This window comes from Paraburkholderia sp. UCT2, assembly GCF_014397665.1.
GTDB lineage: Bacteria > Pseudomonadota > Gammaproteobacteria > Burkholderiales > Burkholderiaceae > Paraburkholderia > Paraburkholderia tuberum.
This window is the reverse complement of record NZ_VZQO01000006.1, coordinates 53851-66881: the sequence shown is the minus strand read 5'-3', so window position 1 is coordinate 66881 and position 13031 is coordinate 53851. Positions and strand designations below refer to the sequence as shown.

General features: G+C 63.8%; 11 protein-coding genes. 9 read left to right on the top strand and 2 right to left on the bottom strand.

Annotated features, from left to right (window positions below; genetic code table 11):
* Window positions 1-29: 29 nt before the first annotated feature.
* The gene (locus F6X39_RS07045; protein WP_262413566.1) at window positions 30-2537 is read right to left on the bottom strand and encodes an alkaline phosphatase family protein; all 2508 of its coding nucleotides are present in this window, start codon (window positions 2535-2537) and stop codon (window positions 30-32) included.
* A 350-nt stretch (window positions 2538-2887) separates the two neighbouring features.
* Here F6X39_RS07045 and F6X39_RS07040 point away from each other — a divergent pair, with 350 nt between their 5' ends.
* The 8 genes from F6X39_RS07040 (at window position 2888) to F6X39_RS07005 (ending at window position 10263) form a co-directional block, all read left to right on the top strand.
* Window positions 2888-3400 carry a hypothetical protein gene (locus F6X39_RS07040; RefSeq protein ID WP_410449883.1) on the top strand — a complete coding sequence of 171 codons (513 nt, stop codon included), beginning with the start codon at window positions 2888-2890 and terminating at the stop codon, window positions 3398-3400.
* Window positions 3401-3506: 106 nt separating this feature from the next.
* Entirely contained in the window at window positions 3507-4349 is an 843-nt protein-coding gene (locus F6X39_RS07035) for an AraC family transcriptional regulator (protein WP_187616086.1), read from the top strand.
* Between the two features lie 44 nt (window positions 4350-4393).
* A complete protein-coding gene (locus tag F6X39_RS07030; protein WP_090807737.1) occupies window positions 4394-4801 on the top strand; it encodes a DUF2000 domain-containing protein in 408 nt (135 codons plus the stop codon).
* A 208-nt stretch (window positions 4802-5009) separates the two neighbouring features.
* Window positions 5010-5252 carry a hypothetical protein gene (locus tag F6X39_RS07025; protein ID WP_187616085.1) on the top strand — a complete coding sequence of 81 codons (243 nt, stop codon included), beginning with the start codon at window positions 5010-5012 and terminating at the stop codon, window positions 5250-5252.
* 101 nt (window positions 5253-5353) lie between these two features.
* On the top strand, window positions 5354-6745 hold the full coding sequence (locus tag F6X39_RS07020) for a class I SAM-dependent methyltransferase (protein WP_187616084.1): 1392 nt from the start codon (window positions 5354-5356) through the stop codon (window positions 6743-6745).
* A gap of 22 nt (window positions 6746-6767) precedes the next feature.
* Window positions 6768-8123, top strand: a complete 1356-nt coding sequence (locus tag F6X39_RS07015) for a sensor histidine kinase (RefSeq protein WP_090807732.1) — start codon at window positions 6768-6770, stop codon at window positions 8121-8123.
* Window positions 8124-8131: 8 nt separating this feature from the next.
* Window positions 8132-9256, top strand: coding sequence for a hybrid sensor histidine kinase/response regulator (locus tag F6X39_RS07010; RefSeq protein ID WP_187616083.1), 1125 nt, complete (start codon window positions 8132-8134; stop codon window positions 9254-9256).
* Window positions 9256-10263, top strand: coding sequence for a response regulator (locus F6X39_RS07005; RefSeq protein WP_187616082.1), 1008 nt, complete (start codon window positions 9256-9258; stop codon window positions 10261-10263). The genes F6X39_RS07010 and F6X39_RS07005 overlap by 1 nt, the downstream gene beginning before the upstream one ends.
* Window positions 10264-10451: 188 nt before the next feature.
* On the opposite strand, the gene F6X39_RS07000 is transcribed toward F6X39_RS07005, so the two are convergent.
* Entirely contained in the window at window positions 10452-11342 is an 891-nt protein-coding gene (locus F6X39_RS07000) for a 2OG-Fe(II) oxygenase (protein ID WP_187616081.1), read from the bottom strand.
* Between the two features lie 441 nt (window positions 11343-11783).
* Between F6X39_RS07000 and F6X39_RS06995 the strand changes: the two genes are divergently transcribed.
* Window positions 11784-13019: an efflux RND transporter periplasmic adaptor subunit gene (locus F6X39_RS06995; RefSeq protein WP_187616080.1), complete on the top strand. Its 1236-nt coding sequence runs from the start codon at window positions 11784-11786 to the stop codon at window positions 13017-13019.
* The last annotated feature ends 12 nt before the right edge of the window (window positions 13020-13031 follow it).

The window sequence follows — 13031 nt, the reverse complement described above, 5'->3', positions numbered from 1 at the left end:
CCCCACCGTTTTTTCGATGCTCTCGTCGATCAGAAATTGAACATCGCCATCAGGTCGCCGATCGAAGTCGTGTTGATCGGCAGATACGGGCTTTGCGTCGAGGTGACCGGATTCGGCAGACGGTCACGGCTACGCGTCGACAGCGGCTGCAGGCGCCAGTTGCGTTCGATGAATTTGAGCACCGACGCATGATCGTAGTAGGTGTGGTCGACCATCCCCTTGCGGGCATACGGCGACACCACGAGCATCGGAATGCGCGGACCGTCGCCGAAGAAATCGAGGTTCTGGATCGCGCCGGTGTCGAAGTGGCCGCCGCCTTCGTCGGTGGTGATCAGGATCGCCGTATGCGCCCACAGCGTCGAATTGGCCTGAACGTTGGCGATCACGGTCTTCAGGAACGCCTCATAGGTGGCCGGTGCCGAATAGCCGGGGTGACCGCTGTCGAGGTTCTTCGGCACGACGAACGACACGGCGGGCAGCGTGCTGTTCTTGATGTCGTTGGCGAACGTCGTCAGATCGGTCAGGTTCGCCTTCAGCGCGGGCGTGCCCATCACCTTGCTCGACGCGACCAGCGGGTCGCCGATGACGTTGTACTGCGCCGACTGTGCAAGCGCCGCCGCCTGCGCCGCCGGCAACCCGTCCGCGAGTTCCAGCAGCTGGGTTTCAGCTGCAAGGTCGCTGGTGGTGCGCCCGCCCGTATACCACTTCCACGACACGCCCTTGGCGGCCAGCGCCTCGGCGATGGTGGGCACGGTCTGCGGCGGGTAGTTGTAGTTGTTCGGACCGATCGGCTGGACGTTGCCGTTCAGGTCATAACCGGGGTTGTAGTTGTTGACGAGATAGTACTTGCCCGCGTCGCAATTGCTTGCGACCTTCTTCGTGGCGAGGAAATTGAGAATGGCTGACACGCCGGCCTGGCTCGCATCGGAACAGTTCACGTAGGAGCCGCCTTCGTAGCCGTCCTGCGTGTAGAAGTTCGCCGTTTGCGCCATCGGGTCAGGATTTTCGATCTGGTTGGCCGGCGGCGTTGCGACGGTGCCGGCCGTGTTGAAGTACGGCTCGTCGGCCGTCGCGATCGAGAAGAAGTTCGCGCCGGTGCCGCCCATGATCGACTGGTGATAGTTGTCGCTGACCGCGTAGGTTTGCGCGAGTGACTGGAAATACGGCGCATCGCCGGTCGACATGTTCATGAAGCCCATCAGTTCGCCGCCCTGCGACGGATTCTGCGGCGTGATGCCGGTCGTATCGCCGCCCTGGCCGACCGTGGTGGCCACCCACGTGAACATGTCGTGCTTGCTGTTGTCGCCGCCGGTTTGCTGCCACATCTGGAAGAAGCGATGGACCGGGTCGCCGGTCATCGCGTAGAGCGTCAGCAAGGGCGCGACGGCCGTGACCTGCTGCGCGTACGGTACGTACCTGGTGATCTGGAACGGGCCGTTAGGCAGCGTGGCCGGGAAGCGCGTGTCGGCCGTGCCGCCGCCGGTCGTGAAGGTCTGGAGGTTTTCGATGCCGATCTGTTCCGGCTGCGGCAGAGTCGCGTACGCCGCGCCGCGCGTCGGGTTGATCGTGTAGGCCGTTTGCGTCGTGCCCTGGTTCTGGGCGGCCTGCGCGAAGTTCGGACCCGGCGTGCCGTCCGCGTTGATGATGCCTTCCGACAGCAGGTTCTTGACCGTCTGGCCGTCCGGCGCGACGTAGCCGCCGAACAGGCCGTCGAAAGTCTGGTTCTCGCCGACCACGACGATGACGTGCTGAATCGGCGTCGTGGTCGCGCTGTTGCTCAACGCGAGCGCCGAGGTCACGGCGGCGGCCGGCATCGCGCCGGAGACCGCGCCCGTGGGCGGGATCGAAACCTGCGCGCGGCTGGCGTCGACACCGGCGGCGACCGTGCCGGCGTGCACCGTGAAGCGCGCGATATCGAACAGGTTGTCGAGCGGGTTACTCGCATTCGCCTGATAGGGCGTGCCGATCGGGTCCGCGACGGTATTGACCGGCACGTTGAACGCGCTGAACAGTGGCTGCAACGCGCCCGCGACGGCCGCGTCGGCCTGGGCGATGCTGCTCGCGGAGATCTTCGCCGACGCGATCTGCGCGCTGGTCGGCGCGCCATTGGGCACGATCCCCAGCACGCGCTGCGTGAGCAGCGACGTCAGCGGATTCAGATTGGCGACCACGGACACGGCCGCACCCGACGACGCGGGCGCGGGATCGATGACCGCGGACAGGGTGGCCGGCGTGCCGTCCGCATCGTTGAATGGCGCGGTCAGAACGAACGGCGCCTTGCCCGTCGTCGACACGGTGAACTTGCCGGTCGCGTCGGTTTGGCTCGACTGCGTGCTCTTCCCGTCGCTGTCCGTCACCGTGACGGTGACGCCGACGATGGGCGCGCCGGCGGCGGCGATGCCCGTCGCGGTGACGCTGGTGCTGGTATTCGCGCTGGCACTCGAGCCGGTGGCGGGCGAGCTGACATTGTCGGGGCCGCAAGCGGCGAGCGAAAGCATGACTCCCAAACCGGCGAGTGTCGAGGCGCTTCTTTTCATGGTCGTTGGGTCGTGTGGGTTGTCGGTCGTCGTTTTTTTTCTGTGCCGCAAGACTCAAGACCGCTCGACGTCGCGGGCCTGGATGGCGCCGCGATCTTCCCAACGCCATATGACAAGGCCGTGATGACGTCCCGCGGCTCGATCGACGGTTCTCTCTAATTTGCTACGACGGCGCGGTCGATTTGGCTCGACCGGCGACGCCCTGCTTGTGCAAGCGGGCCGACTTCCTGCATGCGAGCATGATTCACGCCTCGTGCATGCCGTATTCGGCGATCACGATGAGTTACTCGCCACATCGGCATGTGATTTGCTGGCTGATACTGGAAGAGAAACCAACCGGATGACAAAACGTGGCGTCGAAAACAACGGGCATCGCCCCGCTCCAGATGTTCGAAAGCGTCGTCATCCGCTTGTACGACGGCGGCGTCCTGTCGCCGGCCGTGCTCGAACGTGTGATCGGCGCCTTCGCGCAAGCGGATGTCGACTGGCATGACACGGTGCAGGGCCGCTCCGTCGACGGTCGTTCACTGCACGAAATCGTCGCGCTGACGATGCTGCCGGGACAACCTGTCCGATCGGCATCGGCATCGTTCATGACCGTGATCGAACACATCGCGGGCGTCGCGCCGGATACGGACGAGAAAGCTGCGCAGCCAAAAACCGCGCGACGCAAAAAAACCGCGCCGCCGGTGGATGAAACGGACGCGGAGTCGGAGTCCGAATCGCAAGAACTGCTTGCGCAATTGTCGGGTGACGGACGATCCGGCAAGCGCCGCCGCGCGACCGAACAGGATCGGCCGGCGGGTTCGCGCGGCTATAACCCGTTCGTCAACGCACGGCCTCCGCGTTCGAAGAAGCCGTGACGCTGGTTGCCTTCGTCGACAGGAACGGTCGTTGGCCCGACCCGATTCCCCCGCTGCCGTACACTGTCCGCTGGCCGCATTGCCCGCTGCCCGCCAGCTCCAACCCATGCCCACTTCACTCAGTCCCGCCAACTGGCTAATCGCCCGTCGCGATGCCGAAACCGGCATCGAGAGCCTGCGCGCGCATTTCGGCGGCCACGCCTACGATCCGCACGATCACGACGATATGTTGATCGGCTATACGGAGCAGGGCGTGCAACGCTTCCAGTGTCATCGGTCGTTGCACACGAGCGTGCCGGGCCGCGCGATCCTGATCGAGCCCGGCGCGCTGCACGACGGTTACGCGCCAGAGGCGGCCGGCTTCACCTACGCGATGCTGTATCTGCCGCAAGCCTGGGTCGAGCGCGCGGCGCGGCGGCTCGGTCTGCCGGGACTGGCCGGCGTCGAGGCGGCGTTCGGCCATACGCTGGTCGACGACCGTGCGCTCGTCGATGCGATCGGCCAGGCCTTCGCCGCGATCTACGGCAACGAGGGCCGGCTCGCGCGCGACCAGACGCTCGATCGTCTGCTGCTGCAACTCGGCGCCCAGCTACGCGCGCCTCTGACCGGCGACCCCGCCGCGTCACCTGCGATCACGCGGGTGCGCGATCTGTTGCACGAACACATGGACGGCAATCTCGGGCTCGACGAACTCGCCGAAGTTGCCGGCATCGACCGGTTCAGGTTGACGCGTCTGTTTCAGCGCGCGTTCGGCACCTCGCCGCATGCGTATCTGGTGCGCTTGCGCCTGCGCGCCGCGCGGCGCCTGCTCGCGACCGGCCGCACGCCCGCGCGGGTCGCCGCCGAAGTCGGCTTCGCGGATCAGAGCCATCTCGGCCGCTGGTTTCGTCGGGCGTACCGCATGACGCCGGCGGCGTACCGGCAGATGTGCACAAACGTTCCAGACTGATCGCGCGGCATCGTCGATCATGAGCGGCTCAACGAGGAGTCATCATGTTCGATACCAAAGTGGCGCTGATCGTGCGCAGCGATCTCGCGGTCTGGCAGAAGCTCAATGTGGTCGCGTTTCTCGCGACCGGTGTCGCGGCCGCGGCGCCCGATGCGCTGGGCGAACCCTACGAGGATGCCGCCGGGCACCGCTACGGCCGCATGCTCGGCCAGCCGATGATGGTGTTCGCCGCCGACCGGTTCGGTCTGCAGGGCGCGCATCGGCAGGCGCTGTCGCGCGAGCTCGGAATCGTGCCGTATGTGCACGCGATGTTTTCGACGGGGCATGACGCGGCGAATCGCGCAGTCTTTCGCGCCGAGGACGCGGCGAATCTCGATCTCGTCGGTCTCGCACTGCACGGACCGAAGAAAGCCGTCGATAAGGCCGTGAAAGGTTTGGCCTTGCACGAATGAGTCAACGAGTGCGCGAGCCGCTCGATTGTCGGCGGTATTCGCGCCGAACTCTAAAAGAAAAACGTTTGCCGCGCCGGACGCGAATTGCGTTAAAACAAAGAAGGCTTATTCGGCGAATGCACGGGGCATATCCAAAGGGCATAGGTCAGAAAGGCACAAGTAACGCACCCCTTCAATAGCGGATCGTGCCGCCATCGTGGCAATGCGATTGCAAGTCGTTGTCGAGAAACGAATTGTCGGCGATTGCACCCGCGCGCTCGCCAACTCGTTTCAAATGGTTCTTTGCAAAAACGGCTTTCTACAGCACGGACATGCTCGCAAGAAATCCTTGCATATACGTTTCATCCTGAATTTGACCTCAGTCAGAATTGAACGTGTTGATGTTACACTGCAAGCCGCTGGAGCCATTCTGGCAAAGGGCTTTGGTGTTTCCAGCTCAACTGTGGTTTGAAACGCGTCCACGACTTGTCGCCGGTGTCGTGCGTGCGGCAGCCATTCACAGGACTTCTCCAACACCCTGCTGCGTTCCCGGATTCCTCAGGTACTAATACCGTGTACTCTCAAACGCAAATCGACCCGGTGATCAGCTTCCGCAACTCGCAGCGCGAGCACGTGCGTGGGACGATCATTAACCTCCAGAGAAAGTCTTTGGTCATGGAGGTCTATAACCCCTATTCCATCGTGCAGGTCAGCGAGGTGTTAAGCGAGCTGAGCGTGCGCATGGGCACCAAGAATGCCTATCTCGGCAAGGCGGTGGTGGTGAGTCTGGTGAACACCGGTCTGACCGCGGTGGTTTCGCTGGCACTCATCGACGAATGGCGCGAGCTTAGCGTTCTGCCCAATGAAGCGAAGTCGGTCGGCCGGGAAGCAGAACTCTTTATCAGCGACTGGGACGCGCGCTTCAATATCCGGCGCGACTATCAGATCGTCGTGAACGAGATGCGCGCATTCCTGTCGGAAGTGTCGCGCTGGGTCGAGCAGGTCGACCTGACCGAGAGCTTGCCGAAGACCGAAGAAGGCAGGCTGCGCGAGGACCTGTTCTACGAGCTCGCCACGCCGATCATGCTCAAGATCAAGTTCTTCCTCGACCGCCTCGAGGAAGAGGCCGAGCGCGTCGACGCCGAGACCGCACCCGTGCATCGCACGTATGCGCAAGCGGCACTGCATCCGTTGCTGCTGCGCGCGCCATTCGTCTACCGCACGTTCACCAAGCCGCTCGGCTATGCCGGCGACTACGAGATGGTCAACCAGATCCTCAGCGATCCGCAGCAGGGACCGACCACATACTTCCAGATCGTCAATACCGCGTTCCTGCACGCGGCGGTCGCGACCGCGCACCGCAACCGCATCACGCTGCTGATCGACTTTCTGACGCGTCAGGCCGAAGCGGCGCGCGCTGCCGGCAGGCCGTTCCGCATCCTCAACGTCGGTTGCGGGCCCGCTTTCGAGATCCAGCGCTTCGTGCGCGAATATCCGCATCCGGAGCTGCTGTCGTTCGAGCTGGTCGACTTCAGCGAGGAAACGCTGGCGTTTACGAAGGACGCGATCGAAAGCTCGGCGAATGCCGCGGGCCATAAAGCCTCGGTGCAAATGGTGCATCAGTCGGTGCACGATCTGCTCAAGCGTAAAATTTCAGCGGACCCCTCCGCGCGCGAATTCGACGCGGTGTACTGCGCGGGTCTGTTCGACTATCTGTCGGACAAGGTCTGCGCGCGTCTCCTCAGTTACTTCGCCGCTCGCACGCGAGCTGGCGGCCAGTTGCTGGTCACCAACGTCCATTCGGCGAATCCGGAGAAGTACGGGATGGAGCATCTGCTCGAGTGGTATCTGATTTATCGGAACGAAAGCGGCATGAGCTCGCTGCTTCCCGCCAACTCCAGTGACCAGAAGCTCTACGTCGACGAGACCGGGGTGAATGTGTTCGCGGAAGCCACGATCCTCTGAAACCGTGTCGACATCCCTGTTCATGACTACCAGTCCCCTGCAGAGCGGCTATCAAACCGAGCTGGCCGACTTTCGCGTCACGTTCAGCCGGGGCGGCGCGTGCACAGCGATTGCGCTCGTGCTGCTCGGCGTGGGGCTGGATTACGCGCAGTATCCGCAGTATCAGACGTCGTTCGCGCTCGCGCGCCTGCTCGTGTCGTTGATGATCGGCGGTATCATCGCCTTGCTCGACACCAGCATGGGGCGGCGGCTTACTCCATGGCTGACGCTGTCCTGGCTGCTGCTGCCGCAGGCGATGATTTCATGGATGATCTGGCGCACCGATGGTGTTCTGTCGCCCTACTACATGGGCCTGAATCTGGCCATCTTCGCGTCCGGCATTGCGTTGCCATTCGGTCTGTGGCAAAACCTCGTGTTCGGCGTGCTGTCCTGCTTTCTGTATCTGCTGGCCTGCCTGTTGCCTCCGCATGACGGCGTGCCGCTCGGCACGATGACCGTCAATGTTCTGCTCCTTCTGTTCGCCGCTGCCGCAAGTGCCGTCTACACGTTTTTCAACGAACGTGTGCGCTTCATGCTGTTTCGCCTGAAGGCCGAGGTGTCCGAGAAAAACGCGGAGGTCTCCGCGAAGAACGCCGAACTCGAAGTGATCAATCGGCAGTTGCTCGACATCAAGGGCCAACTGCTGCAGCAGGAAAAAATGGCGGCGATCGGTACGCTCGCGGCCGGCCTGCTGCATGAAGTGAACAACCCGGTGAACTTCTGTCTGATGGCAATCGAGGTTGCGCTGGAAGAGCCGATCTCGAAGAAGGAGCCGACGCTGCAGGAATGTCTGGTCGATGCGCGGCAGGGCATGCAGCGGATCCAGCACATCGTGTCGGACCTGAAGACGTTCGCGTATCGCAAGCCCGGCGCCGAGGCGGAGCTGGGCACGCCGTTCCTGTTCGAAAAGGCGCTCGATTCGGCGATCCGGCTCGTCGGGCATGAATTGCGGGGCGTCACCGTCACGCGCGAGCTGCCCGCGGATACGCTGGTGCAGGGCGACGAGGCGGCCATCATCGGCGTGCTGATCAACCTGCTGTCGAATGCGGTGCTGGCGATGCGCAAGGCGGGCACGCCCGCGCCGGCGATTCACGTCAACGTCAGATGGACCGAAGACCGCCTGCATGTGACGGTAAAAGACAACGGGCCGGGCATCGCGCCGGAGCATCTCGCGCGCGTGTTCGAGCCATTTTTTACCACCCGCGAAGTGGGACAGGGCCTGGGCCTCGGGCTGTCGATCAGCTATGCGGTGATCGAGCGTCATGGCGGCCTGCTGTTTGCTGAGAGCGAGCAGGGAAGTTGGGCGTCGTTCAGTTTCGATCTGTCGCCCGCACCCTGAGAAATGCCATGAATGACATCCGACAGACACAGCCCACTCTTCTCTACGTCGATGACGAAGAGTTGGCCTGTAAATATTTCGCGCGCACCGTAGGTGCCGATTACGAGGTCCTGCTCGCGACGAGCAGCGACGAGGCGATCGCTATCCTCGAGCAGGACAACGCCCGCATCGCGGTGCTGGTCACGGACTTCCGCATGCCGGGGCGTGACGGTGGCGACCTGCTGCGCCAGGTGGCGCTGGAATATCCGCACATCGTGCGGATTCTGGTCACGGCTTATGCAGACGTCGAGATGCTATTGCAGACGGTCAACACCGGCGAGGTGTTCCGCATCCTCGAAAAGCCGCTGAAGCCGGCGGCAGTGCGCGATACGCTGCAACTGGCGTTTGATCGTTACCACGAACGCACGATGCAGAATCAGCGCCTGATCGCCATCGACGAAACCCTGGCGTTCATCGCGCACGAACTGAACACGCCGCTCGCGGCGATCGCGTTGAACGCGCACAGCATCGAAGATCGCATCGACGCGGAGCGCGATGCGGAAGGCGAAATTCTCGGCGCCGCGAAATCGATGCGCGAGAGCGCGCAGTACTGCATGGCGGTGGTGTCGTCCTTCTGGCGCTCGGTGCACAACGGGCGGCGCCGGCAACTGGAGGGCGACGAGGCGCGCATCGAGAGTACCGCGCATGGGCTGATCTCGGCGTTGCTCGATACGTATCCGTTTACGACCGCGCAGCGCTCGTGGGTGCAGGTCGACGTCGACAGCGACTTTGCCGTGCTCACGCAGCCGAATTGCGTGGCGCTCGTGCTGTCGTCGCTGTTGTCCAACGCGTTGCGCGCGCTCGCGGATGTGTCGTCGCCGTCGGTGCGCTTTACCGTGACAACGGAACCCCACCCGAGCATCGGCATCTGCGACAACGGGCCGGGAATTCCGCCCGAGATCAAAGACCGCCTGTTGACGGACCCAATTACAACGCACGCGAAATCCGGGGGGAACGGCTTGGGCCTGATTCTATGCAACCGTGTCATGCAGTCCTGTGGCGGCGGACTCAGGATCGAGTCCACGTCGTGGGGAGGCACCACCGTCGTGCTGGATTTTCCCCATATCAAAGGTCAAACGCACAGGAGTTGTTGATGAACGAAGCAAAAGCCACAGAGGAGTTGGCGCCGGCGATCATCTTCGTCGATGACGAAGCTACCGCCGTCAAGTACTTCCAGCGTGCCATCGGAAGCCTGGCGCCGGTCCTGACGGGCGGCTCGGTGGAAGAGGGCAAGGCCCTGCTCGACGAGCACGGCGACAGGGTGGGGGTGCTGGTCTCCGACCAGCGTATGCCGGGCGAGTTCGGCAACGAGCTGCTGCGCTATGCGAGCGAGCGCTTTCCGCATGTCGTGCGGATTCTGACCACCGCGTATTCGGAAATCGATCAGACCGTCGCGGCCGTCAACCTCGGTCATATCCATCGCTACATCAAGAAGCCTTGGGACATCACGGCGCTGCGCATGGAGCTGAAGCAGGCGCTCGAGCTGGCCGAGCTGCGCAAGGAGCGCGACACGCTGGTGCGCGAGAAGCTGGGCGTGCTGCAAAAGCAGGTGGTCGCCACTCGCATCGGTCTGTTGCGTTCGCTGTCGGCCACGCTGATCGGGCCCGAGCGCTTTCAGCCGGTCGAGACGTATCTCGCCGCAGCGGTACTCGCCGACGTGCCGAACTCCGAGCCGGACTGGCTGCTGCAGGACTACTCCGATCTGATCGCGGCCGAGAGTGCCCGCAGCGGCGCGTTCGGTCATACGGTGGCCGCGCACCTCGCCACGCTGCGTAACCGTCACGGCAGCGCGAGCGTGACTGCGAGCGACGCACTGACGACGCTGGCCGGGGTATTTTCCGAGGCAGGCGTCAATGTGCGCCGCGAAGGCGATGGTCTCGTGTGCGACCAGCCGGCCACACTCGCGGAGTTTCTCGCTGAGCCGGGCAACAACGCGGTGTCGAGCGGGCACGCGGTATGGCTGGCGAGCCTTCTGTGGCTCGACGGCAATGACGTTGCACTGCAGCCGGCAAGCGAAGGCAATGCGATCGCGCTCCGGCCGGCGCAGCGCGGTAGCGAGTTCGCCGCCGATCGCCTCGCCACGTGGATCGAGCAGTTCTGATTACCTTGCTTCGAGGGCGCGGCGTCTGACGCGCCCATCCTGCTACCGGCTTCGCGCTGCAGCCCGCCGCGGCTAGCAGCGCGACTCTGATCAAGGCTCGCGCGAGTCGTTCGAATGTTTTTCCACGCGCGCGGACAGACAGCACGCCCTTTTCACCTCGACACGCGTTGCCTTTCAGGCCTGACTTCTCAAGCCTGATCGCGCGGCACAAACCGCCGCGTCCGAATCCACTTGGTAGCCACCCACTTGTCTCCCGAACGCAGCGGCGTGCTCGCGTGCAGCGAACTCGGATCGCACAGCCCAAAGCGGTTCCCATATTCGAAGTAGAGCGCATGCCCGCGCTGCGGCGCGACCGACCAGCCAATCTGCGGAAACACCGTCTCACCGCCGCCTTCGACATCTTTCAGATACATCAGCAGCGTGCCCATGCGCTGGCCGCTGCGCGCGATCGACTCGCGATTCGCTTCGTTGCTCGTCATCAGATAGTCGACGTGCGGCGTCGACTCCGCGCCTTCCTCATAGTGCAGCATTTGCAAGCCTTCGCCGTTCTCGACCGGGGTTGCCGTGAGTTCCGCGATGCGCGCCTCGATGCGCGAGATCAACGGCGTCTCGCCCAAACGGAAAAACATCCCGTGACTGCTGCGATGACCGGCGATCATATCGCGGCCGGTCACTGGATCGACGACGGCCGACCGGTCGAGCCGCGGCTGTGCGAGCGCGATCAGCTGCTCGCATTCATCGGCACTCAGGAAATTGGCGATGTGCACGGCGGCCGGTCGTTGCAGCCGCGACAGCACGCGCACCTTGCGCTCGCCGAGTTGGATCAGCGGAGCGTCGGGCACGCGCAGCGGCTCGGGCTGGTAGCTGAGCGGCGCGCTGCCGACTTCGAGCTTGTCGCCGGGCAGCGCCATACCGTACAGGAACGCCGATGCGACCGCATCGACCATCGCCGACGCGAGCTCGGCCGCGTTGCCGCGGCTCACCAGTTCGTTGACGATCGCTTGGGGCGCGACGCCGCGCGAAAGGTTGGCGGCGATCCAGTCGCGGATTTCGGCTGGGAAATTGACGGTGATGGACATCGGGGCGAGGTTGTGGGGTGTCGTGACAGTCGCGGCGCGCGCGACGCTGGCTCGCGATGATAGCGGACGATTGTGACGATTCTGGACGCACGGCCCGGTTGTCAGTTGGCTGTCGTCTGTTACCGCATATTGCGATGTCCCGCCTGGCCCATAACTCTGCCCATGCGGGTGTCCGCCCCCACGTGTCGCCCGATCGATGCCCCGGACTCTTCCACCGGCCAACATGTTGCGCCCCTGTAACTCAAGGCCGGCGCAAGCCGGTTACATTCACGCATGCCCGTATTCAAGCTCTTGCCCCACTTCCTTACGTCTTCATAACAACACGTCCGGAGGCCTTCGACTGATGACAACGCGCGTGAACCATGGCACTTTTGCGCAGTCCCGTCAGCGGACGAGCTTCCAACCGAGTATCAACACCCATATCCGTTCCCGGAGATCAACATGAGCGAAACCGTGTCCCCGCCGCCAAAGCGCTCCCGACGCGGGCTCATCATCTTCGCGGTTGTCGTGCTCGTGCTGGTCGCGCTCGTCGTGGTTCATCTGATAACGCGCAAGAAGCCGGTGCGCGAGAACGCGGCGATCGTCGTCACCGTCGCGCAGGCGACGCTCGGTTCGATGCCGGTCACACTGAGCGAGCTCGGCACCGTCACGCCGATCGCAACCGTGACCGTGCTGCCGCAGCTGAGCGGCTATCTGACCGAAGTCGGCTATCACGAAGGCCAGGAGGTGCAAAAAGGCCAGTTCCTCGCGCAGATCGATCCGCGCCAGTATCAGATCAGCAAGCAGCAGGCGGAAGCGACGCTCGCGAAAGACCGCGCGTCGCTCGCGCAGGCGCGCGCCGATCTCGAGCGCTATACGCAGTTGAACGAACGCAAGTCGATCGCGCAGCAAACCTTCGCGGATCAGCAATTCCTCGTGCAGCAGGACGAAGCGGCGGTGAAGGTCGACCTCGCCAACATCGCCCAATTCGATCTCGACCTCGCCTATTGCCGCATCACCGCGCCGATCGCGGGCAAGGTCGGCTTGCGGCTCGTCGATCCGGGCAACTACGTGACCGCGTCGTCGTCGACGGGCATCGTCGTCATCACGACCGAGAAGCCGACCACGGTGCAGTTCACGGTGCCGCAGGATTCGCTCGCGTCGATCGTGCAGCGTCTGGCCACCGGCGCGAAGCTGCCGGTCACCGCGTATTCGAGCGATAACTCGCGCGAGATCGCGACCGGCACGCTGTACGCGGTCAGCAACCAGATGGCCACCGCGACCGGCACCGTCACCTTGCGCGCGACCTTCGCGAACGACGACGAAACGCTGTTCCCGAACGAGTTCGTCAACGTGAAGCTGCTCGTCGACACGATGCAGAACGCGGTGCTCGTGCCGACCGCCGCGGTACAGTCCGGCGCGCCGGGCGACTTCGTCTATCTGGTCAATCCGGACAGCACGGTGTCCGTGCACAAGGTCAAGCTCGGACCGAGCGACGGCAAGAACACGGTGATCGTGTCGGGACTCGCGGCCGGCAACCAGGTCGTGACGGACGGCATGGATCGTCTGAACGACGGCGCGAAGATCCAGCCGGCGCATCCGAAGTCCGCCGCCGCGGCGAGCGGCACCTCCGCAACCGGCACCTCCGCAACCGGCCCGAAGGCGCCCGCCGCCGCGTCCGAAGCCGCCTCGTCGTAACGGACCCCCGCG

Bases quoted from the DNA above. Each gene is read 5' to 3' on its own strand.
- F6X39_RS07045 (WP_262413566.1), bottom strand. From the start codon at position 2,537: ATGAAAAGAAGCGCCTCGACACTCGCCGGTTTGGGAGTCATGCTTTCG.
- F6X39_RS07035 (WP_187616086.1), top strand. From the start codon at position 3,507: ATGCCCACTTCACTCAGTCCCGCCAACTGGCTAATCGCCCGTCGCGAT.
- F6X39_RS07030 (WP_090807737.1), top strand. From the start codon at position 4,394: ATGTTCGATACCAAAGTGGCGCTGATCGTGCGCAGCGATCTCGCGGTC.
- F6X39_RS07015 (WP_090807732.1), top strand. From the start codon at position 6,768: ATGACTACCAGTCCCCTGCAGAGCGGCTATCAAACCGAGCTGGCCGAC.
- F6X39_RS07010 (WP_187616083.1), top strand. From the start codon at position 8,132: ATGAATGACATCCGACAGACACAGCCCACTCTTCTCTACGTCGATGAC.
- F6X39_RS07005 (WP_187616082.1), top strand. From the start codon at position 9,256: ATGAACGAAGCAAAAGCCACAGAGGAGTTGGCGCCGGCGATCATCTTC.
- F6X39_RS07000 (WP_187616081.1), bottom strand. From the start codon at position 11,342: ATGTCCATCACCGTCAATTTCCCAGCCGAAATCCGCGACTGGATCGCC.
- F6X39_RS06995 (WP_187616080.1), top strand. From the start codon at position 11,784: ATGAGCGAAACCGTGTCCCCGCCGCCAAAGCGCTCCCGACGCGGGCTC.